Origin of the sequence: Rhizobium sp. G187 (genome assembly GCF_051549525.1) — a bacterium.
Lineage (GTDB): Bacteria > Pseudomonadota > Alphaproteobacteria > Rhizobiales > Rhizobiaceae > Allorhizobium.
Window position 1 is genome coordinate 153,277 of sequence record NZ_JBPUGM010000001.1, and the last position, 23,749, is coordinate 177,025.

A 23,749-nucleotide genomic window follows, 5' to 3' on the forward strand; every position below is an offset into this window, starting at 1 on the left:
GCCTCTCAGCCCCACTTCACCGCAAGGATCTCGTAGGCCTTGGAGCCGCCCGGCGCCACGACTTCGATATTGTCGCCAACTTCCTTGCCAATCAGCGCACGTGCGATCGGGGAGGAAATCGAGATCCTGCCTTCCTTCACATCAGCTTCCTGGTCGCCGACGATCTGGTAGGTCTTCTCTTCTTCGGTGTCTTCGTCGATCAGCTTGACGGTGGCGCCGAACTTGATCTTGGAGCCTGACATCTTGGCAAGGTCGATGACCTCCGCACGGGCAATCAGGTCTTCGAGTTCGCCAACGCGACCCTCGTTATGGCTCTGTGCTTCCTTGGCCGCATGATATTCGGCATTTTCGGAAAGGTCGCCATGGGCGCGCGCTTCCGCAATCGCCTCGATGATGCGTGGACGCTCCTCCTGCTGGCGCCAGCGCAGCTCTTCGCTGAGCTTGACGAAGCCGTTCTGCGTCATCGGAACCTTGTCTACCATTTCCTCTTCCTTCGTCTTCATGGCCGCCTGCGCGAGCACAAAAGAAAACAGGTTCCGAAGCATGGCTACGGAACCTTGTCACAAATCATGTTGGACAGACTATAGCAGAATGCGTTCTTATATTTCCAGAGTTTTCGAGTGGAGCAGTCGGTGCCAGGTGACGCGCGCCAAGAAAGCATTCAAGCCTTTGTTTAACAATCATTTCCTCTCAATCTGATGTTTCAGCGGCGGGATGGGTCTGCACGCTGCGGCGCGCGTTGGCTGTTTGCCTCGACAACTTTTTCGGCTCACCAGCCTGGGCGGTCAACGTCTTCACGGGTCGATACGCGACTTGACGTCCGTGCTCGGAACATATAGAGAACGAAGTCATGAAGAAATCGCTGAAAGAACGCTTGGCCATCCTGTCGGATGCCGCCAAATACGATGCTTCGTGTGCATCGAGTGGAACCACGCGGCGCGATTCGGCTGCGTCCGGAGGCTTGGGGTCAACCGAAGGGTCGGGCATCTGCCATGCCTATGCGCCGGATGGTCGGTGCATTTCGCTCCTGAAGATCCTGCTGACCAATTTCTGCATCTATGATTGCGCTTACTGCATCAATCGCTCGTCGAGCAATGTGGAGCGGGCGCGCTTCACGCCTGACGAGGTCGTCTGGCTGACGATCGAGTTTTACAGGCGCAATTACATCGAGGGCCTCTTTCTCTCCTCCGGTATCATCCGGTCTTCGGACGATACCATGGCGGAAATGGTCAAGGTCGCCAGGGATCTGAGGACAAAGCATGATTTCCGCGGTTATATCCACCTAAAGACAATCCCCGAGGCCTCGGCCCATCTGGTCGAGGAGGCGGGGCTTTATGCGGATCGCCTGTCGATCAATATCGAGCTTCCGACCGATCATGGACTGGAGCGCTATGCACCGGAAAAGCGGCCGGTCAACATTCGGCGCTCTATGGGCGATCTCAGGCTGAAGATCGAAGAGGCGCGCGAACCGACCTTGACCGGGCGGCGCAAGACGTTTGTGCCGGGTGGCCAGAGTACCCAGATGATCGTCGGCGCTGATGGCGCGAGTGATGCGACCATCATCGGATCGAGCGCCCGGCTTTACAGCAGCTACGGCCTGAAGCGTGTCTACTATTCGGCTTTCAGTCCGATCCCCGACAGTTCGCGCAACCTGCCGCTGATCAAGCCGCCGTTGATGCGGGAGCACCGGCTCTATCAGGCAGACTGGCTCTACCGCTTCTATGGCTTCTCCGTCGACGAAATTGCCTCGATCGGGGAGGGCGGGATGCTCGATCTGGACCTCGATCCAAAGCTCGCCTGGGCGCTCGCCAATCGCGACCGCTTTCCCGTCGATGTCAACAAGGCTGATCGGGAAACCTTGCTGCGGGTGCCGGGTCTGGGCACCAAGACGGTCAACAGGCTCGTCTCTGCGCGTCGGCACAGGCGTGTGCGGCTGGAGGATCTGACACGCCTCGGCGTTTCGCTGAAAAAGGTGCGATCCTTCATTGTGGCGGAGGGCTGGTCACCCAATCAGAGCCTGGATCGGTCGGATCTGAGGGCGGCCTTTGCGCCGGCGCCGGAACAGCTGTCGTTGTTGTAGCAATGACGGTCGTGAGGGCTTGAATGCGGTCGGTGGGACTGGAAGGCAAGGGGGATCTTGGCGAGTGGCGCGATGCTGCCCGGCAGTTGCTGGCGGAGCATGTCGATCCGCAGGATGTTCGTTTCCACACGGATGGCGACATTGCCGATCTTTTCGGCGCTATGCCCGGCGGCCGGGCCGGGGACGTCGCTGCGACTGCCTCCTCGGTGCCCAAGGCATTTATCGATGCGGCGGGTGCGGCGATCTGTCATTCCGATCCGGAGCGCTTCTCCTTGCTCTACCGCATTCTCTGGCGGCTGCAGCGGGAGCGCGACCTGCTCCAGGATGCGTCTGATCCGGATGTCGTGCATCTTGTCCGGCTTATCAAAAACGTCCGGCGCGATAGCCACAAGATGAAAGCCTTCGTTCGATTTCGTGAAGTGGAAGGCGTGCAGGTCGGTCGTCGGCGGTTCGTCGCCTGGTTCGAGCCGGAGCACTTCATCGTTTGTCGGACGGCCGGATTTTTCCAGCGACGTTTCACCGACATGGACTGGCTGATTGCAACGCCCAAGGGCAAGGCTGCCTGGAATGGCCAGGAATTGAAGACCTCGGTAGAACCTGCCATCCGGCCGGAGGCGAACGACGACACAGATGAGCTGTGGCGGACCTATTTCGCCAACATCTTCAATCCGGCGCGTTTGAAGATACGGGCGATGCAGTCCGAGATGCCGAAGAAATACTGGAAGAATATGCCGGAAGCCTCGCTAATCCCGGATCTCATCGCTGGTGCCGAGCGTCGGGTGGCGGAGATGGCGGCGCGGGAGGCCAGCCAGCCGCAAGCATTCCACGAACGGCTACAGGCTGCCTGGCGCGGGAAAGACGAGGAGGAGCGCGATGGTCCTGGTGATCCGTGGCTGAAGCTGAAGCGCGATGCCGCTGCCTGCACCTTGTGCCCGCTGCATGGCCAAGCAACACAGACCGTCTTCGGCGAGGGGCCGATTGGCGCCGAGGTCATGTTTGTCGGCGAACAGCCTGGAGATCGCGAGGATCTGGCAGGGCGGCCATTTGTCGGGCCGGCGGGCACTGTCTTCGACGAGGCGCTGGCCTTGGCCGGTATCGAACGTGACAGCAGTTACGTCACCAATGCGGTCAAGCATTTCAAATACGAGATGCGTGGCAAGCGGCGCATCCATCAGAAACCTGATGTTGGCGAGATCGAGCATTGTCGCTGGTGGCTGAGCAAGGAACTGGATCTGGTGCGGCCGCGGATTGTTGTGGCGCTCGGTGCCAGTGCCTATTTCGCACTCACCGGGGAGCGCAGAAGCGTCGAGGACGTGCGCGGATATCCCATGCCGATGGCGGGTGGCCGCGTGCTCTTCGTCAGCGTGCATCCGGCTTATCTGTTGCGGCTGCCTGACGACGCGAAGAGGCAGCGCGAGATCGCGCGTTTTCGCGAAGATATGGTTTCGGTAGAACGGCTTAGGCAAGTTTCCTGAGAAGTTGATTCTTCGCCCGCTTCAATGTGGCTGGAGGGCCGTGTCGTCGATATGAGCGCGCGAATAAACGCGTCTGGCGATCGCAGCGAGCGCGAGCAAGGTGATGGCTGCGAGGGCGCAGGAGAGCGCAAAGCCGAGTGCGTAGCCTTGCCTGGCTTCAATCAACCAGGGTGGCAGATTGCCGTCGAGTGTGCCGGCCAGTTCGACGGCACTGGCAAGAGACGTGGACACGGCGAGAGCAGACTTGCTGTCGAGGCCAGAGAGATCGGCGCCAGACATGGCCACGCGATAGACGAGGGTGCCAAGACTGCCGAGAATAGCGACACCGAGCGCACCGCCGAATTCGGCGCTGGTCTCGGAGATCGCCGAGGCAGAGCCTGCGCGCTCCGGGGGCGCCGTTCCGACGATAAGGCCTGTGGTGGTAAGGATCACCGGCACAAAGCCGATGCCAATCATTACGCTGGAGATGAGCACGCCGATAAGGCTCATCTGATAAGCCGCAACCGCCATGCATGCGGCGCCGAAGGCGTTGACGATAAGGCCGAGCAGGACAGTGCGGACAGGTCCTAGATGATTGGTGACCCTGTAAGCCTGAAAGGACATGACGGTGAAGACGAGCGATGAGGGCACTGACCAGAGTGCGGCTTTGAGTGGCGTCAGGCCGATGACAAGCTGCAGATACAGGTTCTGGAACAGGTAGATGCCGAAGATGAAAAAGACGCCGGAGAGATTGACCAGCAGGGATGCGGTGAAGGCCGGGATGCGGAACAGGCCGAGATCGATCAGCGGGTGGGTCAGCGTCTTTTGCCGGCGCAGGAAGAGGGTGCCGAGGAACAGGCCGAAGGCAATGGGCGCGAGTTGGAAAGGCTGGAAGCCGTCAGCCGCCATTTTCTTAAAACCGTAGATGATCGGCAGAACCGTCAACAGCGATAGCGCGACGCTTAGAATATCTATGGGGGAGGCGCTCTCATCGCGATATTCGGGCAACAGGAAAGGGGCTGTCAGAAGCAGTAGCGCCATGATCGGAATGTTGATCAGGAAGACCGAGCCCCAGTGGAAATAATGCAGCAGGAGGCCGCCGATCAATGGGCCCACGAGACCGCCCAGCGCAAAGGCTGTGCCCCATATGCTGATGGCGCGATTGCGCTCTGTTTCGTCCTGGAAAAGATTGACGACAAGCGAGAGCGTTGACGGCGCGATGGTTGCGCCGGCAATGCCAAGCAAAGCGCGGGCAAGGATCAGCATGTCGGCGGTCTGGGCAAAGGCGGCAAAGCCTGAAGCGGCGGCAAAGAAGAAGGCGCCGATCAGGAGAACCTTGCGACGGCCGATCCGGTCTCCCAGCGTTCCCATGGTGACCAGAAAGCCGGCGACCATGAAGCCGTAGATGTCGTTGATCCAGAGAAGCTGGGTGGCCGTCGGATCGAGGTCTGCAACGATCGCCGGCATGGCGAGGAACAGCACAGAGAGATCCATGGAGTAGATAAGGCAGGCGATGGAGAGGATCAGCAGACCAATCCATTCGCGGCGCGTGGCGCGCTCCGGCATGCGGTTGTGGTCTGGCATTTCACCTCCCTTTGAAAGCCAAAGGGAGACTTCCCCGCTTTTGCCCAATTAGCAAGCGTCAAGTGCTCGGCGGCCGAGCCCGATTTGCCGCCGAAAGCGACATCATCAGGCATTTTTCTGCGCCATTGCATAGGTATCGAGGCGCGCAAGCGTCTGTTTCCCGCCTTCCACAGCGCCAAATTTGAGTGTCGCATCACGTGCTTCAGGCGTTGCGAAGATCAACGTGAGAGTGACGCGGGTTCCGGTCCCTTCAGCCTGCAGAGTGATCACGCCGTCGAAATGCGCCGGTTCGCCCATCTCGGCGCCATGCTGATAGGCGATGCGCGTCGGGGGCGTGATGTCCTGGTAGCGGATCCAGTTTGGCCAGTCCTTACCGTCCGGGCCATGCATCGTATAGCGCCAGAGGCCGCCGACGGAAAATTCCATCTCGTGGGTTTCATTCTGGAAGCCGTCTGGTCCCCACCATTGGTCGAGATGGTGGGCATCACTGAACATCCGGAAGACGAGCTCGATCGGCGCTCCGACAAGGCGTTCCACTTGCAGGATGTTGGCCGGATCGTATCCGAGGGTCATTTTAGAGCGCACCTTCTGCCAGTTTGAGCACACTTTCCAAACGGTCGAAGTTCTGTTCATTCGCTGCGCGGATGAAGGTCGCCAGGTCGCGGTTTTCTTCCGTCGGTTCGAACAGCATGCGCCAGTGTAGCCGCGTCCCATCGCTCTCTTCCGCGAAGGTCATTTCCATTGTGTAGATGTGCATCGGTTCGTGATGCAGGAAGACGATGCGGCTGTGGGGGATGATTTCCTGAAACGTGGAGTGGTTGTCGAAGTCCGTGCCGTTGGACGCGGTCATGGTGATGCGCCAGCTTCCGCCTTCACGGAAATCGAATTCGTCGATCCTGTTGGTGAAGTCATGCGGCCCCCACCAGTGCTTGAGTTTTGCCGGATCTGCGAAGGCATTGAACAAGGTTTGCGGATCGACGGGAAACAGGCGGTCGTTGAGGATTTCCATCTTGTCAGTCATCGTTTTCCTCCTTTGTGATCGTGTCTGACTGGAGTGAGGCGATATAGGTCTCCAGCCTGTCCAGGCGGTGTTCCCAAAGCGTGCGATAGTCACCGAGCCAGCCGTCTATCTCCTTTAATGGCTCTGGCTCCAGCCGGCACGGTCGCCACTGGGCCGTGCGCCCACGCGAAATGAGCCTTGCACGCTCAAGCACCTTTAAATGCTTCGAGATCGCCGGCAGGCTCATGTCGAAAGGTTCTGCAAGCTGATTGACCGTGGCTTCACCCCTGGACAGACGTGCGAGGATCGCCCGGCGCGTCGGATCGGCAAGGGCCGAGAGTGTGATGGACAGTGAATCGTTGCTCATGATTAGCTGATCGGTTAATTAACTTGTTGGTTTAATAGTGGTCGTCAAGCGGAACGTCAAGAGCACCCGCGAAATCATTAGTTTTCGGTCAAAGCGCGCGACAGAACGCCCAAAAGCGGGGCCGGCGTTTTTCCCGCTGGGACCGCGAGGGCTAAGTGCCGCGCGTAGCGCAGTTTTCGCCCGGCTCCAGCCCCAAGGAAGCGCCGCAGTTGCTGGTGAAACGGACGGTCTCGCCATGCATCCTGACGCTGGAGCGTCTGAAACGCCCGCTGGTCCCCCTGGTCTTCCAGAATTGCTTCAACGGTCTCTCTGCTGACAGCGCGCAGGAGTTCGTCCTCGAGGTCACGCTCACACAGGAAGAATCCGAGTTGTTCAAGGTCAGCAGTTTCTGATCGCTGCGGCAGCAAGGCTTTGCGCAAAATTGGCGCTTCCGCGCCGTCAAACAGACCGCTGATATCAGGCTTTCGTTCGCTGGCGCGGAAATGGGACAGGTAACGGCTGACGGATCCAATGCCACCGATGGGCACGACGACCACGCGTTGAGAGGCAAGGTCGAGGCCGAGCTGCATGGCTGTTGCTTCCAGAGCAATCTGGTCGCTGATGCCTTCGACGAGAATGACGCTGCGTGCAGCGGCTGCCGCTTCTATTGCCCTGGACGTCGCCCGGATGGGCGCGTCCGGGCCGCTCTCGTAGCCAAAGACGTTCCTGTCCTGCGGCCGAGGATCGACGGCAGGTGCCGTTGAAACCTGTTCGGGTTTATCGCCAGCCATGGCGAGCATTGTGATCCGAAATCGGGAAACGGGCAAATGCCCGTTTCTTTCTGTGCGATGCCGGGGCGAGTGCCCCCGGGGTTTGGATCAGAAGTAGCTCTGCAGTGGGCGAACTTCGAGCTGGCCCTTCTTTAGACCGCGGATCGCTTCGGCGGCCGCGAGCGCACCCGCCATTGTCGTGTAGTATGGCACCTTCTGCATCAGGGCGGCGCGACGCAGCGACTTGGAGTCCGAGATCGCCTTGTTGCCATCCGTGGTGTTGATCACCAGCTGGACCTGACGGTTGCGGATGGCGTCTTCGATATGCGGACGGCCTTCGAGCACCTTGTTGATCTTCACCGCTTCAATGCCGTTTTCGGCGAGGAAACGCTGAGTGCCGCCGGTGGCGAGAACCTTGAAGCCGATCTCGGTCAGGATGCGCACCGAGGGAAGGACGCGCTCCTTGTCCTCGTCACGCACCGAAACAAAGACCGTTCCGTCACGCGGCAGCTCGACGGATGCGCCGAGCTGGCTCTTGGCGAAGGCCAGCGCGAAATCCGTGTCGAGGCCCATGACTTCGCCGGTCGAGCGCATTTCCGGTCCGAGTAGTGTGTCGACGCCGGGGAAGCGGGCGAACGGGAAGACGGCTTCCTTGACGGCGATGTGCTTGAGGTTGCGCGGATCGGGCTTTGCGCCATAGGCGGCAATTGCGCCATCAAGCTTTTCGCCAGTCATGATGCGGGCGGCGATCTTGGCAATCGGCGCGCCGATGGTTTTGGCGACGAAGGGCACGGTGCGCGAGGCGCGCGGATTGACTTCGAGCACGTAGATCACGTCGTCCTTGATGGCGTACTGGACGTTCATCAGGCCGCCGACATTGAGCGCCTTGGCCATGGCGGCCGTCTGGCGTTCCAACTCGTCAAGGGTTTCCTTGGAAAGCGAACGCGAGGGCAGCGAGCAGGCGCTATCACCCGAATGGATGCCGGCTTCCTCGATATGCTCCATGATGCCGGAGACGAAGACATTTTCGCCGTCGCAGAGCGCGTCGACGTCGACTTCAATGGCATTGGTCAGGTAGCTGTCGAAGAGAAGCGGGTTCTTGCCGAGCAGGGTGTTGATCTGGCCGGTCTTGTCGTTCGGGTAGCGCTGCTTGATGTCTTCCGGAACGAGGCCGGGCACGGTGTCGAGCAAATAGCTCTGCAGCATGCTTTCATTGTGGATGATCTGCATGGCACGGCCGCCCAGCACGTAGGACGGGCGCACGACCAGCGGGAAACCGATTTCTGTGGCGACCAAGCGTGCCTGCTCGACCGAGTAGGCAATGCCATTGTTCGGCTGGTTGAGGTCGAGCTTCATCAGAAGCTTCTGGAAGCGGTCCCGGTCTTCGGCGAGGTCGATCATGTCGGGTGCCGTGCCGAGGATCGGGATGCCGTTCTTTTCCAAGGCTTCGGCGAGCTTCAGCGGTGTCTGGCCGCCGAACTGGACGATGACGCCGACAACTTCACCCTTCTCCTGCTCGGCGCGCAGGATCTCGATCACGTCTTCGGCGGTCAGCGGCTCGAAATAGAGGCGATCAGAGGTGTCGTAGTCGGTCGACACGGTTTCCGGGTTGCAGTTGATCATGATCGCTTCAAAGCCGGCATCCTTCAGGGCGAAGGCGGCATGGCAGCAGCAATAGTCGAACTCGATGCCCTGACCGATCCGGTTCGGACCGCCGCCGAGGATGACGACCTTCTTGCGGTCGGAGACCTGGGCTTCTGAGCGGAGTTCGCCAACGAAGGGGGTCTCGTAGGTCGAGTACATGTAGGCGGTCGGCGATGCGAATTCGGCCGCACAGGTGTCGATGCGCTTGAAGACCGGACGCACGTTCAGGCCATTGCGGAGCTCGGCGACTTCCTTCGGGCGCTTGCCGGACAGCGAGGCGAGGCGGGCGTCGGAGAAGCCCATGGCCTTCAGCGTGCGCAGGTTTTCGGCGTCAGCGGGCAGGCCATGTTCACGGATGCGGGCTTCCATGTCCGTGATCGCCTTGAACTGGGCGATGAACCACGGATCGATCTTGCAGCCTTCGTGGACTTCTTCCGGCGACATGCCGAGACGCAGCGCCTGGGCGACCATGCGCAGGCGATCCGGCGTCGGTGTGCCGATGGCGGCGCGGATGGCATTCTTGTCGTCGCCCTGACCGAGGCCCGGGATCTCGATCTCGTCGAGGCCGGTCAGGCCGGTTTCGAGACCACGGAGCGCTTTCTGCAGAGATTCCGCGAAGGTGCGGCCGATCGCCATGACTTCGCCAACCGACTTCATCGCGGTCGTGAGCGTCGTGCCGGCGCCGGGGAACTTTTCAAAGGCGAAGCGCGGGATCTTGGTGACAACGTAGTCGATGGACGGTTCGAACGAAGCAGGTGTTGCGCCGCCGGTGATGTCGTTGTCGAGTTCGTCGAGCGTATAACCAACGGCGAGCTTGGCGGCGACCTTGGCGATCGGGAAGCCGGTGGCCTTCGATGCCAGTGCTGAAGAGCGCGATACGCGTGGGTTCATTTCGATGACGACCAGACGGCCATCGGCCGGGTTGACGGCGAACTGCACGTTCGAGCCGCCGGTCTCAACGCCGATCTCGCGCAGAACCGCGATCGAGGCGTTGCGCATGATCTGGTATTCCTTGTCGGTCAGCGTCAGTGCCGGCGCAACGGTGATCGAATCGCCCGTATGGACGCCCATCGGGTCGATGTTTTCGATCGAGCAGATGATGATGCAGTTGTCCGCCTTGTCGCGGACGACCTCCATTTCATATTCCTTCCAGCCGAGGACCGATTCTTCGATCAGAACTTCAGTGGTCGGCGAGGCATCGAGACCGGAATTGATGATCTCGTAGAATTCCGAACGGTTGTAGGCGATGCCGCCGCCGGTGCCGCCCATGGTGAAGGACGGGCGGATGATGGCGGGCAGGCCGACCACGTCAAGCGCCTGAGCGGCGATTGCCATGGCATGGCTCATATAGCGCTGCTTGCGGTCGGTCTCGCCGAGGTTCCACTGGTTTTCCAGCTCGTCCAGCGCCTTGTCGAGCTCCGCGCCTGAAAGCTTTGCCTTGAGTTCGGCGCGAGCCGCCTCATGGGTCTTGCGGTCGGCATCCTTGATCTCGGTGGCATTGGCAAGCATCGACTTCGGCGTTTCAAGGCCGATGCGGGTCATGGCTTCGCGGAATAGGGCGCGGTCTTCTGCCATGTCGATGGCAGCCGGCTTGGCGCCGATCATCTCGACATTGTAGCGATCCAGCACGCCCATGCGCTTCAGCGAGAGTGCGGTGTTGAGTGCGGTCTGGCCGCCCATGGTGGGGAGCAGAGCGTCCGGTCGCTCCTTGGCAATGATCTTGGCGACGACTTCCGGCGTGATCGGCTCGACGTAAGTTGCGTCGGCGAGGCCCGGGTCTGTCATGATGGTAGCGGGATTTGAGTTGACCAGGATGACCCGGTAACCCTCTTCCTTCAGCGCCTTGACGGCCTGGGTGCCGGAATAGTCGAATTCACATGCCTGGCCAATGACGATCGGGCCAGCGCCGATGATGAGGATGGACTTGATATCTTGGCGCTTTGGCATGGCTCTATCCGTTCTTTGACCTGCGCGAAAAGCCGGCCTGGGTGAGGGAGGTCACCGGCCGGGCGCAGAGAGATGGTCTTTTCAGGCTAGAAGCGGCTTATAGGGAAAGTCCGTCCGCAAACCAACCCCATAATTGCGACCGCAGGCAGGAAAGTTGGGGAGCATGACCGGACCGGGTGGTTCTGCTCCGTGTCATATAGAATTCGTGGAGGGCGGCTAGCGAAACGGGCGATCGCAACAGGATAGACTAGAATGAACGAAGATCTGCCGCCCCATCTGCATTTTGCCTCGCGCAGGCACAATCCTAAGTCGCCCTCGCATCTTGGCAAGCGCCACGACGCGGAGGGCCGCTTTCTGATCGAGCGCGGCAATACGATCGTCTGCCATCTGGTGGAGGGGTCGGAGAGCGAGCGTGTGATCCGCGCGGTCCGTGAGCGCTACAAGGGCATGCCGGGCGCGGACAGGCTTGCCTTCACTGCCGAGTCGAGCCTGCATATGACCCTTTTCCAGGGCATCATCGAAAGTCGTCGCGCGCTGCCGTTCTGGCCGGAGGATGTCTCAGTGCATGCGCCAGTCGATCACATGACGGCGATCTTCATGGATCGACTGGCCGGTTTTGCGCCGGGCGAGGCGTTCGCGATGGAGGTGACGCATGCGACGCCAGTTGGCCTTGTTCTTGACGGCGTGACAGCGTCGGACCGAGAAAGGTTGCGGCGCTGGCGTGACCGTCTCGGCGACCTCTTCGGGTATCGTCATCCCGACCACGCAACCTACAAGTTCCATATCACTTTTGCCTATCTCATCGAGCGGCTGGATGACGCAGCAATGGCGACGTGGGTGCCTGTGCTTGAACAGTTGGCGGCAGAGATCCGTGCTGCAGCCCCGGTGATCGAACTCCGTGCGCCGGCCTTCTGCGCCTTTGATGACATGAACCATTTCGAAGAATTGCTGGTGCTGGACGCTGTCTGATCTTGCGTGATGATCGCAAAATGGCGGCTCGCGGCCGCCATTTCTCATATGTCCCGTTTTGGATAGCGCGATCAGAATTCTTCCCATTCCGTGCCGCTTGGCGCTGGCTTTGCCCCCATGGCAGAGGCGATCTTGCTGGCAAGAGCGCGGGCGGGCGAGGCAACGGCGCGGGCCGGGCCGGCAACAGAGGTTGGGCGGCTCGGGGCAGGGGTGTAGGCGGTGGCGGGCCCGGCTTCGATGCCTGCAGTGTGTGACACGCCCGGCGTCGGAGCTCGCGCGGCCTCAATATGTCGGCCAAGATTGAACTGAGCGAGCCGTGCCGAGAGCGATTGGACTTCGGTGACCAGCGTGTGCGAGGCGGCATTGGTTTCCTCGACCATGGCCGCATTCTTCTGCGTACCCTGATCCATGACGTTGACCGCGGCATTGATTTCGTGAAGCCCAGTCGACTGTTCGCGGGCAGCCTCGACAATGGCCTGAACGTTGGTGTTGATCGACTGGACTTCAGTGACGATGGCTGTCAGCGCCTCTCCGGTCTGGTCGACCAGCGATACGCCGTGCTTCACCTGATCGCTGGAGGCCGTGATCAGGGTTTTAATCTCCTTGGCGGCATTGGCCGAGCGCTGAGCAAGTTCACGCACTTCCTGGGCGACGACGGCAAAACCCTTGCCGGCTTCCCCTGCACGTGCTGCTTCGACACCGGCGTTCAGCGCGAGGAGATTGGTCTGAAAAGCGATTTCGTCGATGACGCCGATGATGTTGGAGATCGAGTCTGAGGATTTTTCGATGGCGCTCATGGCGTCGATAGCCGACCGCACAACGTCGCCCGATCGTTCTGCACTTTCCTTGGTGCGGCTCACCTGAACGCCTGCGGCCTCCGCACGCTCGGTCGATTCCCGGACCGATCGCGTGATCTGCGACAGGGCGGCAGATGTCTCTTCCACGGAGGCGGCCTGCTGCTCGGTGCGCCTGGCGAGATCGTCGGCTGCCGAGCGGATTTCGCGTGAGCCGTTCTCGATCGTCGTTGCATTGTCGCGGAAGGACAGCATGGCTGCGCGCAGTTTTTCGATCGACTCGTTGAAGTTGCCGCGGATTTCGTCGAGTGATGGCGAGAAGGGCTTTTCAAGTCGGACGGTCATATCGCCGTCGGAGAGACGGGCAAGCCCGGCGCGCAATTCCTCGACGACGAAGCGGATCTCTTCCTCGCGGGCCTTGTGACCCTTCGACCGTTCGACGCGTTCGATTTCCTCCTGTTCGAAGCGGATCTCTGCCGCTTTTTCCAGTTCGACCTTCTGGCGATTGTTTTCGAGCAGAACCTGCAGCGAACGTGACAGGTCTCCCAGTTCGTCCGCGCGGTCACGGTCGGTGAGTTCGACGTCTAGGCGGCCGGCAGCAATTTCGGTGGTTTGGCCGATGACCCTGTTGATGCGGCTGGTGAAGCGGCTTGCGAGGAGCGAGCCCACCAGGATCAGGATGACTGTCGCGGCGGCAATGATCAGTGTCGATGTGCGGACGGTTTCCGAAAGCACGCCCAGAACGGTGGCGCTCGGCACCGACACGACGACGTTCCAGACCGCTCCGGCGAAGGGTTTGATTGGGATGGCGATGGCCAAGTGTTCTTGTCCGTCGCGGTCGGACAACGTCCTGACCGTGCCGGGCGCATTGATTAGGCTTTGCCAGGCTGTCACGTCGAAACCGCTGTCTTTGAGCGACTTGCCCATGACGGAGGCGTCGGGATGGCTGACAAAGGCATTGGCTGAGGAGAGCAAAGCCACATAGCCGTCGCCGAGAGGGCGCTGCGCTGCGAGTTTTGCGGCGGTTTCCCGGAGATCGATGTCGGCGCCGACATAGCCCAGTGTCTTGCCATTCTCGATCATTGGGACCGAGATGGTGGTCATAAGCACGTCCTTGCCATCGACCGGATAGACATAAGGCTCAAGCAGGACATCCTTGCCGGTGGTAACCGGCAGAATGTAATAGTCTCCGGCACCTGGCTTGTCATAGTCGACGAGAACGTCGCTCTTGATGGTGCCGGCAGATCGATAGACATAGGGCAGGAAACGCCCGGTCTGATCGTGCATGGGCTTGCCGGCGAAGTCTGCGTCTCGTCCGTCAAATGCGTTCGGCTCCCATCCCGTTGAAACACCAATGGCTCCGGGAAAACGTTCCAGGCTCTTGCGCAAGCTCGCGGTTGCAGCATCCCGATCCACCAGGCCCCGTTCCCGGAGCGCACTCAGGGACGCTTCCATGCCGACCACCATCTGGTGGGCAAGCGTCAGGGTTTTCTCAGCGTCAGCCGCGGCCGTGATTGCGGCTGTCTGCATCTTCTCGATGCCGGCGTTCCGAATGGCACCGTAACTTGAGCCGATAATGGCTGCAGCGACACCGATCGTTGTGACGACACCGAGCGCGACCGTGGAGAAGATATTCCGGCTGGTGGCCGACTTGAAGAGCATGGCTGTTCCCTAGCGTTTTATTTCAATGGCTTGAGTTACCGTTTCTGCAGTTCCCAGCCACGCTTTCGCCGGCGGGATTGCCGCGAACTTTAGTTGGTTATGGTTAAGTCTATCTTTATATTTGGGTTCGTGACCGTAGTCGCTTTTTGGCATCGAGCCTGATGCATTTGGCAGGCTCACAGGCCCGGGATGACCAGCACCTTGACCTCACCGGGTTGCGGCGGATTGCCGACAAAATTCGGGGCTTCGTTCAGGGACACCCTTCGGGATATCAACGTGTCGATCTCTATTTTGCCGGCGGCGATGAGGTCTGCAGCACGGCGGTGGGTGAAGGGATTGAGGAAAGAGGTGAGGAGGCGTACTTCCCGAAAGAGCAGGTCGAAAGGTTCGATTTCCATGGTCTCGCCCTGCGGCATCACGCCCATCACGAGAACCGTTCCGCCGGGCCTGACAATTTTCAACGACTGAGCCACGGTTTCGCTGACCCCTGCACATTCGAGCACGACATCGACGCCCCCGGGAACGAGACCCTGAGGGCCGGCGATTTTGTTGATCACGTCTCCCTCTGACGGATCGACCGTTGCCGTCGCGCCGAGCTCCTCTGCGAGCGTGCGGCGCACGGCCTGCCGCGTCGACAGGATGACGCTTGTCGCGCCGGCAAGCCGTGCGAGCTGAACTGTCAACAGCCCGATGACGCCGCCGCCGAGGACGACGACCGAACCACCGGCCTTGATCTCCGCAAGGTCGACACCGTGCAGACAGCAGGCGAGCGGTTCGCAGAAGGCACCATGCATAGGGTCGAGATCTGCGGGCAAGAGAAACGCCTGCTTTTGCGGCACGATCACATAATCGGCGAAGCCGCCATTGCGGTGAATGCCGATGGCCTGCAAGTTGCGGCAGAGATTGATCCGGCCATTTGCGCAGTGCACGCAGCGACCGCAGGCAATGTTGGGGTCACCAGTGATCCGGTCGCCGATCGTAAAGTCTGTGACCTTGCCGCCCATGGCTTCAACGATGCCGCTGAATTCATGGCCGAGCGTCACCGGTGGCTTGCAGGGGAATTCGCCATGGAACAGGTGCCGGTCAGTGCCGCAGACGCCGCAGGCCTCGACCCGGATCAGAAGGTCCTCAGGGCCCGGCTCGGGTCGTTCCACCTCGCGCGTGAACAATTGCCCGACGGCATCGAGTTGCATCGCCTTCATTCGTCACTCCTCCCAAAGCGCAATCCGGCCAAAGCGCGATCCGGATCAGCGGCGACTGTGTCATTTGGTCTGGGCCTTGCCAAGCGCCTGATGGTCGCCGCCACCGATTGACCCGCAGGTGTCCGCGTCGGCGAATTTTTGCCGGCACCTGTCGACGGGGAGGGCCGGGCGCTCTAGTTTGTTCAAGTCTCAACAAAAGAGCGATCCGATGATCACAGTCCATTATCTCGACAATTCCCGTGCCCACCGCATTCTCTGGCTCTTGGAGGAACTCGGGGTGGAGTATCAGGTCACCGTCTACCCTCGAACCTCCGAATACCGTGCGCCGGAGGGGCTGAAGGCTATCCATCCTCTTGGGAAATCGCCGGTGATCCAAGACGGCGGGAAGGTGGTCGCCGAAAGTGGGGCGATCATGGAATATCTGATCGAGACATATGGTGGCGAGGCTCTGGTGCCGGCTGCAGGCACGGACCAGCGGCTGCGCTATCGCTACTGGATGCATTACGCGGAAGGTTCGGCCATGCCGCTCCTGGTGATGAAGCTGATCTTCAGCCGGATACCGAAGCAGGTGCCTTTCTTCATTCGCCCGATAGCCCGAATGATCAGCGACGGTGTTTCGCGAAAGCTGCTCGATCCGCAGCTCGCCGATCACCTCGATTTTTGGATCGCCGAACTTGGAAAGGGCGACTGGTTCGCCGGAGAGGCTTTTTCCGCCGCCGATATCGCCATGAGCTTTCCCGTCGAGGCGGGCATGACCGCAATTGGTTCTGATCGTGACACATCCCGGTTGCGGGACTGGATGAACCGTATCCGCGCACGTCCGGCCTACCAGCGGGCACTCGCACGCGGTGGCAAGTATCGCTATTCCACAAGCTAAGCCTTGATGGTACCGCGATGGAACGGTTTAATCCGAGCGCGCGTTGAAGGCGGCATCAATCCGGGAGGACTATCATGGAATGGAAGGGCCGTCGGCAATCCGACAATATCGAGGATCGACGCGGGCAATCGGGTGGCGGCGGGCTCGGCCGCAATCCCTTTGGACGTTCCGGCATTCAGATCCCGATGGGTGGACGACGCGGCGGAGGCTTGAGCTTCGGCACGATCATCTTTCTCGTCGTCATCTACTTCATCCTGAAAGCCATGGGCATCGACATGCTGCAGGTGTTGGGTGAGGGCAATGTCGGCGGTTCTGGGTCGGGATACGAGCAGCAGATCGGCGAGCGTCCCTCCGGCGCCTCGAATGACGAGATGACGGCTTTCGTTCGCACGGTGCTTGCAGAAACCGAAACGACGTGGAACGCGGTCTTTTCAGCCTCGGGCGAGACCTATCGCGAGCCGTTCCTGGTTTTCTTTGACGGCGGCACGACTTCGCCTTGCGGCCAGGCATCTTCGGCCACTGGCCCCTTCTACTGCCCGGCCGACAGCAAGGTCTATCTCGATACCGCTTTCTTTCGCGAACTCGAACAAAAGTTCGATGCCGCCGGCGATTTCGCCCAGGCTTATGTGATTGCGCATGAAGTCGGGCACCATGTGCAGAACCTCACCGGGGTCCTCCCCGAGTTCAATCGCCAGCGCCGTTCGCTTGGCGAGCGTGAGGCCAACCAGATGTCGGTGCGCGTCGAACTGCAGGCCGATTGCTATGCGGGTATCTGGGCGAAGACGGCGGATAAGCGTGGTCTCCTGTCCGACGGTGATATCGAGGAGGCGCTGAATGCCGCCCAGCAGATCGGCGACGATACCTTGCAGAAGCGCAGTCAAGGCTATGTCGTGCCTGATGCCTTCAACCACGGCACATCGGCGCAACGCATGAAATGGTTCAAGCGCGGCTTCGACAGTGGGACTGTCGGGGCGTGCGACACATTCTCGGGCGCGATCTGAGCCTCTGTCCTCAGGTCTGGCTTGATTGGGTATCCGGCCGTGGCCGGATGCCTCATCGTATCAACAGGGCGGTGCCCCAAAGACCGAGCGCAAAGACGGTATGGGCTACGAGGTTCAGCGCGCGGACCTTGTTGGGGCTTGGCGTTTTCGATGCCGCCCAGCCGATCCCGAGCCCCGGCTGCAACAGGAACCAGCCGGCACCGACGGTGACGATGCCGAGAATCCAAGCTGGAATGAAGGTTGGCTGTGCCAGCCAAACCGGCCCGGCAATCAGGGCAAGGATGATTCCGTAGAGGATGCCGACGGCATAGTGGCTGGCCCAGCCGAGCGCCAGTTCGTGCCGATAGGGCTCTGCATTGCCGATGCTGTCGTGAAAGACCTTGCCTTTGCCCAGATGCCAGAACCAGCGGCCGACCGGTGCCCAGTTTGCTCTGGCCTGACCGAAAAACGTTTGAAGGACGATCGCCCAAAGATCCATCGCAATCGTGGCGCCGATACCGATGACGGTTCCGCGCAGGATGAGGTCGAGCATGCATGCCACTCCGTGAATTATGCGTCGTCTCTAACACTTTAGGCGACAGAGTTTCCGTTGCGGAAGGGGAGCCCTCGCATTTTCTCAGCGGAACTGCGCGTCCATGGCGTGATTTTGAAAATGCAGGACGCGTCATCACATTTGTTGAAGTGTTGGCAAATTAAATTGCAGGTTTCCGAATATTGCTTGCCGAAAAGGCAGGCTTCTCCTATCCGTTGCGCATGATGCCGCTTGCCAGTTTTGCTGGAAGCGGCTTTTTTCGTCCGGATCCCATGTCATGACCACGCTCGCGAAAACCGACCATCCGCAATCTGCTCCCGGAAGCTGGATATTTCATATCCGTGCGACGCTATCGCTCGGTATTCCGCTGATCGGTGCGCAATTGGCCCAGCTCGGCATCCACACGACAGACGTCGTGATCGTCGGCCAGCTGGGCGCCGTGCCGCTGGCGGCCATGGTACTGGCGGGCCAGTTCTTCTTTACAATCTTCATCTTCGGTTCGGGCTTTTCGATGGCCGTCATCCCGATGGTGGCGCAGGCCTATGGTCGAGGCGATGTGGTTTCGGTGCGTCGGTCGATCCGCATGGGCATGTGGGTGTCGATCCTCTACACCCTCTTCATGGCGCCGCTCTTCTATAATGCGGAGACCATTCTGCTTGCACTCGGCCAGAAACCGGAAGTGGCGGGCCTCGCGGCTGGTTACGTGCACATCATCCAGTTCGGGCTGTTGCCGGCGCTTCTCTTTGCCGTCTTGCGTGCACTTGTCAGTGCCACTGGACGGGCGCGGATTGTCTTGTGGGTCACGCTTGGCATTCTCGTGCTCAATGCCATTCTCGCCTATGCTCTGGTGCTCGGGCATTTCGGTTTACCGGCCCTTGGCATGACGGGTGCGGCGATCGTCGCCCTCATCGTGCAATGGGTAAGTTTCCTTGCCATGGTTGTCTACCTGCAAACGCGGGAGGAAACGCGTCGCTACGAGCTGTTCGTGCGCTTTTGGCGGCCCGACTGGCAGGCGTTTCGCGAGGTCATCCATCTTGGTCTGCCGATCAGCATAACCGTGTTGGCCGAGGTCAGCCTGTTTACCGGCGCCTCGCTGTTGATGGGCTGGATCGGCACGATCGAGCTTGCTGCCCATGGCATCGCCCTGCAGCTCGCCTCGATTGCCTTCATGATCCCGCTCGGGCTTTCGCAGGCGGCGACCGTGCGCGTCGGGCTTGCTCATGGACGTGGCAACTATCCGGAACTGGTGCGCGCAGCGATCACCGTGACCGCGATTGCGGCGGTGCTGTCGGCGGCTGGCGGGGTGCTGTTCATGGCGATCCCGCATCTGTTGGCCGGTGCCTTTCTCAATGAAAACACACCCGATGCCGCAGCCGTGCTGGCCTTTGCCGGGCCGCTGGTCGGAATTGCGGGTATCTTCCAGCTGGTCGACGGGCTGCAGGCGATCGCGAGCGGTCTGCTGCGGGGGCTCAAGGATGCGCGGGTGCCGATGATCCTGGCGCTCGTGTCCTATTGGCCGATCGGGTTTCTCCTGGCCTGGGTCCTTGCATTTCCGCTCGGTGTCGGCGGCATCGGCATCTGGGTCGGCTTTGTCGTTGGCCTCGCCAGTGCAGCCGTCATGCTGTGTCTTCGCTTCTATCTGCGCATTCGCCATGAAATGAAAACGGCCCGGGCGTAACCCGGTCCGTACTATCATTTCGTTCTTTTGTCTGGTCTCAGCGTTCAGCGAGAGCCGGTTCACCCTTGGTCTCGCGGACCAGGTTGAGGAAACGACGGAAGAGGTAGTGGCTGTCCTGCGGCCCGGGCGATGCTTCCGGATGATGCTGCACGGAGAACACCGGCTTGCCCTTGAGGCGGAGGCCGCAATTGGTTCCATCAAACAGGGAAACGTGTGTTTCTTCAACGTCTTCCGGCAGTGACTTCGAGTCGACTGCGAAGCCGTGATTCATCGAGACGATTTCAACCTTGCCGGTGGTGAAGTCCTTGACCGGGTGATTGGCGCCGTGATGGCCCTGATGCATCTTCTCGGTCTTGCCGCCGAGTGCCAGGCCCAGCATCTGGTGACCGAGGCAAATGCCGAAGACAGGCTTTTCACTGGCGATGAGGTTCTGGATTACAGGCACGGCGTATTCGCCGGTGGCTGCCGGGTCGCCAGGGCCGTTCGACAGGAAGACGCCGTCCGGGTTCAAGGCAAGGATGTCTTCGGCTGACGTCGAAGCCGGAACGACCGTGACCTTGCAGTCGAGACCGGCAAACAGGCGCAGAATGTTACGCTTCACGCCAAAGTCCACGCAGACCACGTGGTACTTGGCGTCGGCTGCACCAAGCGTGGTGTGACCGTCGGTCCAGTTCCAGTCCTTTTCGCTCCAGACAGAAGACTGGCCGGACGTGGCAACCTTGGCGAGGTCGAGGCCTTCGAGACCGCTCCAGGCCTTTGCTTCGGCCTTCAGCGCTTCGATGTCGAAAACGCCGTTCAGATCATGCGCGATGACGGCGTTTGGGGCGCCATTCTCGCGGATCCAGGCTGTTAGTGCCCGCGTATCGACGCCGGAAAGGCCGATGATGCCGCGCGCCTTCAGCCAGGCGTCGAGATGCGCGGTGGCGCGGTAATTCGACGGATCGGTGATGTCGGCCTTGAAGATCGTGCCAACCGCACCGTGGCGGGCCGCCGGTGTCAGATCTTCGATGTCGTCCTCATTGGTGCCGACATTGCCGATATGCGGGAAGGTGAAGGTGACGATCTGGCCGAGATAGGAGGGGTCCGTCAGGATCTCTTCGTAGCCGGTCAGGGCTGTGTTGAAGCAGACTTCCGCCTGGACCTTGCCGGTCGCGCCGATACCATGGCCTTCGATCACGGTGCCATCGGCAAGGACGAGGAGGGCGGTCGGCTTGCGGGTTGTCCAGGGGGCTGTCGCGGTCATGGTTGTTCCTTGTTCGCCCTTGCGCCGGCCTCTTGTGAAAGCCGCGTCGAAGGACCATCTAAGTTGCAGTTCCAGGCGCGCGCGTTCGCGCGTCTCGGCCCTGATGACAATTTTCGTGCAGGTGCCGAGCAATAGACATATCGACCTCGAAGGTCAATTCTTGAATGACAGGCCGGTGATGTTTGTCCGTTGCCAATTCACCATTCTGTGCAATTTGTTTGCACTGCGATATGTGTCTGGCTATGACATCCCTTCAAAATGACCAGGAAACGCCAAATTGCGCGCGAGCGCCGGGCGTTCTGCGGAGAAAAAGATGATGCGCGATATTCTCGCCAATTCGATGAAAGAGGCCCTGAAGGCTAAGGACACACGCCGCACATCGACCGTGCGACTGATCCAGGCTGCGATCAAGGATCGTGATATCGCCAATCGCGGCAGCGGCAAGGATGCAGTCAGCGATGACGAGATCATGCAGATCTTGATGAAGATGATCAAGCAGCGTGACGAGTCGGCGCGGATTTATGCTGCGAACGAGCGTCCGGAACTGGCCGCGCAAGAGCTCGAGGAAATCGAGATCATCAAGTCCTTCATGCCGGAACAATTGTCGGAAGAGAAGGTGCGCGAGCTTTGCGCGGCAGTGATCTCCGAAACCGGTGCGCAGGGGCTGCGCGACATGGGCAAGTGTATCAATGCCCTGAAGGAGCGCTATCCCGGGCAGATGGATTTCGGCAAGGCCTCTGGAGTCGTCAAGGACCTCCTGAAGTAAAGCCTGGCCCTCAGCGAGAGCGAACTGTCGACGCCGCCTCCGGGCGGCGTCTTTCGTTTCGGGACGACTTGGCTGCATATAGATGGGCGCTGTGTATAGCGGGCATGGTTTGCGAAAGCCGTGGCGCCTCCCGCTGTCCGCGCCTATATGGAATGAGAAATTTCCAAGGATACCCATGCGCTTTTCCAATGACTTCCTCGATGAAATTCGAGACCGCGTGCCGATTTCGGCCGTGGTTGGCCGACGTGTCACCTGGGATCGCAAGAAGACGAATGTGTCGCGGCAGGATTATTGGGCCTGTTGCCCCTTCCATGGCGAAAAAAGCCCGAGTTTTCACTGCGAGGACCGCAAGGGGCGTTACCATTGCTTCGGCTGCGGCGTCTCCGGCGATCATTTCCGCTTTCTCACCGATCTTGAAGGTCTGAGCTTCGTCGAGGCGGTGCAGCAGGTGGCCGATATGGCGGGCATTTCGATGCCGCAGCCTGATCCTCAGGCGGAGCGACGCGAGCGCGAGCGCACCACCCTGCAGGACGTCATGGAAATGGCGACCCAGTTTTTCCAGGACCAGCTGCAGACCGCCAGTGGCGCCAGGGCGCGGGCTTATCTTCGCGAGCGCGGGCTGACCGGGCGGACGATTGAAACGTTCCGGCTCGGCTACGCACCGGAAAGCCGCAATGCTTTGAAGGAGTATCTGGCGGGCAAGGGCATACCGAAGGAGCAGATCGAGGCCTGTGGTCTCGTTGTGCATGGGCCTGATATCCCGGTGTCCTATGATCGTTTTCGCGACCGTATCATGTTTCCGATTCTGTCGTCGCGCGACAAGGTGATCGCCTTTGGTGGTCGCGCAATGGCGGCGGATGCGATGGCGAAGTATCTGAACTCCAACGAGACGGAGCTCTTCCACAAGGGCAATGTGCTTTACAATTTTTCCCGTGCGCGCCGGGCGTTGCAGGGCGCGGGTGGGGCCGAGACGCTGATTGCGGTCGAAGGCTATATGGACGTGATCGCACTCTATCAGGCCGGCATCGAAAATGCGGTTGCACCGCTTGGCACGGCGTTGACCGAAAACCAGCTGCAGTTGATGTGGAAGACCACGCCGGTGCCGGTTCTGTGTTTCGATGGTGATGGTGCCGGGCAGCGGGCCGCCTTCCGGGCCGTCGAGCTTGCCCTGCCGCATATCAAGCCTGGCCAATCGCTGCGGTTTGCCATGTTGCCGGATGGCAAGGATCCCGACGATCTCGTCAAGCATGACGGGCGTGCGCCCTTTGACCGGGTGATGATGGAGGCCAAGCCGCTTGCCGAGATGGTCTGGATCCGTGAGGTTTCGTCTGCCTCCATCGATACGCCGGAAAAGCGGGCCGAGATCGAGGCGCGACTGAAGCAGGTTGTGCAGGTCATCGCCGACGAAAATGTGCGCAGGCACTATCAGCAAGATATTCGCGACAGGCTCTATGCGCTGTTCCAGAGTGCCCAGCCGGGACGGGGTGAACGGGGCGGTTACCAGGGCGGGGCGAGGGCCGGGGGCTCGGGAGGCGGGGGCGGCCAGCAGGGCCGCTTCGGCGGTCGGCCGCAAGGACCGATCGCGGCTGGCCGCGGTGCCGTGTCCGACCGGCTCGCGCGTTCTGGTCTCGTCAGAGGGCGACAGGAGCATCCGTCGCTTAGGGAAAGTGTGCTGGCGCTGACCATCGTCAACCATCCGCAATTGCTGGAGCAGGAATATGACGAGATCGCCGCGATCGACTATGACAATCCCGGCCTGCAGAAGCTCTGGTCGGCACTTTTGACCGCCGTTGGCGAACTTGGTGCCACACTTGGTCGGGAGCAGTTGATTGCGAAGCTCGATGCCGCCGGACATGGGGAGCTCCTGAGGGCGCTCGATCAGCAGATCCGCAATGCAAGACTTTGGATCGCGACGGAAATTGCTGCCGCCGAGGATGCGCGCGAGGGATATGGCCAGGCGCTTGCTCTCTACAAGCGCGCCCGCGCGCTCAAGCGGCAGCGCATGGAACTGGAGCGCGAGGTCGCTGACGCGACGGAGGCGGATGATGCAGAGCGGATCGAGCAGCTGATCAGCGCGTTGCACGAGGTGCAGCTCGAAGTGGTTCGGATGGAAAACCAGGAGGCGATCATCGACGGATTTGGTGTCATGTCGGGACGGGTGAGGGGCCCGGCGACCGGAAGTCATTGAGCGCCGGCTGGC

Annotated in this window: 19 protein-coding genes; 8 read left to right on the forward strand and 11 right to left on the reverse strand. The window is 60.5% G+C overall.

Annotated features, from left to right (window positions below; translation table 11 throughout):
- Positions 1-5: 5 nt before the first annotated feature.
- On the reverse strand, positions 6-482 hold the full coding sequence (gene greA / locus ACSV9I_RS00755; RefSeq protein WP_054157793.1) for a transcription elongation factor GreA: 477 nt from the start codon (positions 480-482) through the stop codon (positions 6-8).
- 368 nt (positions 483-850) lie between these two features.
- On the opposite strand from greA, the gene ACSV9I_RS00760 reads away from it, so the two are divergent.
- Complete coding sequence (locus ACSV9I_RS00760) at positions 851-2,080, forward strand: putative DNA modification/repair radical SAM protein (RefSeq protein WP_438326565.1); 1,230 nt, start codon at positions 851-853, stop codon at positions 2,078-2,080.
- A gap of 23 nt (positions 2,081-2,103) precedes the next feature.
- Positions 2,104-3,555 carry a UdgX family uracil-DNA binding protein gene (locus ACSV9I_RS00765; protein WP_438326566.1) on the forward strand — a complete coding sequence of 484 codons (1,452 nt, stop codon included), beginning with the start codon at positions 2,104-2,106 and terminating at the stop codon, positions 3,553-3,555.
- A gap of 21 nt (positions 3,556-3,576) precedes the next feature.
- Here ACSV9I_RS00765 and ACSV9I_RS00770 read toward each other — a convergent pair whose 3' ends face one another.
- From ACSV9I_RS00770 to carB, 6 genes are all read right to left on the reverse strand, one after another.
- Positions 3,577-5,118 (reverse strand): MFS transporter, encoded by a 1,542-nt coding sequence (locus ACSV9I_RS00770; RefSeq protein WP_438326567.1) that lies wholly within the window; start codon positions 5,116-5,118, stop codon positions 3,577-3,579.
- 105 nt (positions 5,119-5,223) lie between these two features.
- Positions 5,224-5,691, reverse strand: a complete 468-nt coding sequence (locus tag ACSV9I_RS00775) for an SRPBCC family protein (RefSeq protein WP_438326568.1) — start codon at positions 5,689-5,691, stop codon at positions 5,224-5,226.
- 1 nt (position 5,692) lies between these two features.
- Positions 5,693-6,139: an SRPBCC domain-containing protein gene (locus tag ACSV9I_RS00780; RefSeq protein ID WP_438326569.1), complete on the reverse strand. Its 447-nt coding sequence runs from the start codon at positions 6,137-6,139 to the stop codon at positions 5,693-5,695.
- Positions 6,132-6,485, reverse strand: coding sequence for an ArsR/SmtB family transcription factor (locus ACSV9I_RS00785; protein WP_438326570.1), 354 nt, complete (start codon positions 6,483-6,485; stop codon positions 6,132-6,134). The genes ACSV9I_RS00780 and ACSV9I_RS00785 overlap by 8 nt, the downstream gene beginning before the upstream one ends.
- Positions 6,486-6,562: 77 nt before the next feature.
- On the reverse strand, positions 6,563-7,255 hold the full coding sequence (locus ACSV9I_RS00790; protein ID WP_438326571.1) for a TOPRIM nucleotidyl transferase/hydrolase domain-containing protein: 693 nt from the start codon (positions 7,253-7,255) through the stop codon (positions 6,563-6,565).
- A gap of 87 nt (positions 7,256-7,342) precedes the next feature.
- The gene (gene carB, locus ACSV9I_RS00795) at positions 7,343-10,825 is read right to left on the reverse strand and encodes a carbamoyl-phosphate synthase large subunit (RefSeq protein WP_438326572.1); all 3,483 of its coding nucleotides are present in this window, start codon (positions 10,823-10,825) and stop codon (positions 7,343-7,345) included.
- A 252-nt stretch (positions 10,826-11,077) separates the two neighbouring features.
- On the opposite strand from carB, the gene ACSV9I_RS00800 reads away from it, so the two are divergent.
- Entirely contained in the window at positions 11,078-11,794 is a 717-nt protein-coding gene (locus tag ACSV9I_RS00800) for a DUF1868 domain-containing protein (protein ID WP_438326573.1), read from the forward strand.
- 71 nt (positions 11,795-11,865) lie between these two features.
- Here the strand turns inward: ACSV9I_RS00800 and ACSV9I_RS00805 are convergent, their stop codons facing one another.
- The gene (locus tag ACSV9I_RS00805; RefSeq protein WP_438326574.1) at positions 11,866-14,250 is read right to left on the reverse strand and encodes a methyl-accepting chemotaxis protein; all 2,385 of its coding nucleotides are present in this window, start codon (positions 14,248-14,250) and stop codon (positions 11,866-11,868) included.
- Between the two features lie 176 nt (positions 14,251-14,426).
- Positions 14,427-15,452, reverse strand: a complete 1,026-nt coding sequence (locus ACSV9I_RS00810; RefSeq protein WP_438326575.1) for a zinc-dependent alcohol dehydrogenase family protein — start codon at positions 15,450-15,452, stop codon at positions 14,427-14,429.
- A gap of 208 nt (positions 15,453-15,660) precedes the next feature.
- Here ACSV9I_RS00810 and ACSV9I_RS00815 point away from each other — a divergent pair, with 208 nt between their 5' ends.
- Together ACSV9I_RS00815 and ypfJ are read left to right on the forward strand one after the other, a co-directional pair.
- Positions 15,661-16,329: a glutathione S-transferase family protein gene (locus tag ACSV9I_RS00815; RefSeq protein ID WP_438326576.1), complete on the forward strand. Its 669-nt coding sequence runs from the start codon at positions 15,661-15,663 to the stop codon at positions 16,327-16,329.
- A gap of 74 nt (positions 16,330-16,403) precedes the next feature.
- On the forward strand, positions 16,404-17,330 hold the full coding sequence (ypfJ, locus tag ACSV9I_RS00820; RefSeq protein ID WP_438326577.1) for a KPN_02809 family neutral zinc metallopeptidase: 927 nt from the start codon (positions 16,404-16,406) through the stop codon (positions 17,328-17,330).
- Between the two features lie 52 nt (positions 17,331-17,382).
- Here ypfJ and ACSV9I_RS00825 read toward each other — a convergent pair whose 3' ends face one another.
- Complete coding sequence (locus tag ACSV9I_RS00825) at positions 17,383-17,862, reverse strand: DUF2938 domain-containing protein (protein WP_438326578.1); 480 nt, start codon at positions 17,860-17,862, stop codon at positions 17,383-17,385.
- A 277-nt stretch (positions 17,863-18,139) separates the two neighbouring features.
- Here ACSV9I_RS00825 and ACSV9I_RS00830 point away from each other — a divergent pair, with 277 nt between their 5' ends.
- Positions 18,140-19,540 carry an MATE family efflux transporter gene (locus ACSV9I_RS00830; RefSeq protein WP_438326579.1) on the forward strand — a complete coding sequence of 467 codons (1,401 nt, stop codon included), beginning with the start codon at positions 18,140-18,142 and terminating at the stop codon, positions 19,538-19,540.
- A 37-nt stretch (positions 19,541-19,577) separates the two neighbouring features.
- Here the strand turns inward: ACSV9I_RS00830 and carA are convergent, their stop codons facing one another.
- Positions 19,578-20,783 (reverse strand): glutamine-hydrolyzing carbamoyl-phosphate synthase small subunit, encoded by a 1,206-nt coding sequence (gene carA, locus ACSV9I_RS00835; RefSeq protein ID WP_438326580.1) that lies wholly within the window; start codon positions 20,781-20,783, stop codon positions 19,578-19,580.
- Positions 20,784-21,099: 316 nt separating this feature from the next.
- Between carA and ACSV9I_RS00840 the strand changes: the two genes are divergently transcribed.
- Entirely contained in the window at positions 21,100-21,549 is a 450-nt protein-coding gene (locus ACSV9I_RS00840) for a GatB/YqeY domain-containing protein (protein ID WP_156318520.1), read from the forward strand.
- A gap of 175 nt (positions 21,550-21,724) precedes the next feature.
- Positions 21,725-23,737 (forward strand): DNA primase, encoded by a 2,013-nt coding sequence (gene dnaG, locus ACSV9I_RS00845; protein ID WP_438326581.1) that lies wholly within the window; start codon positions 21,725-21,727, stop codon positions 23,735-23,737.
- Positions 23,738-23,749 lie beyond the last annotated feature (12 nt).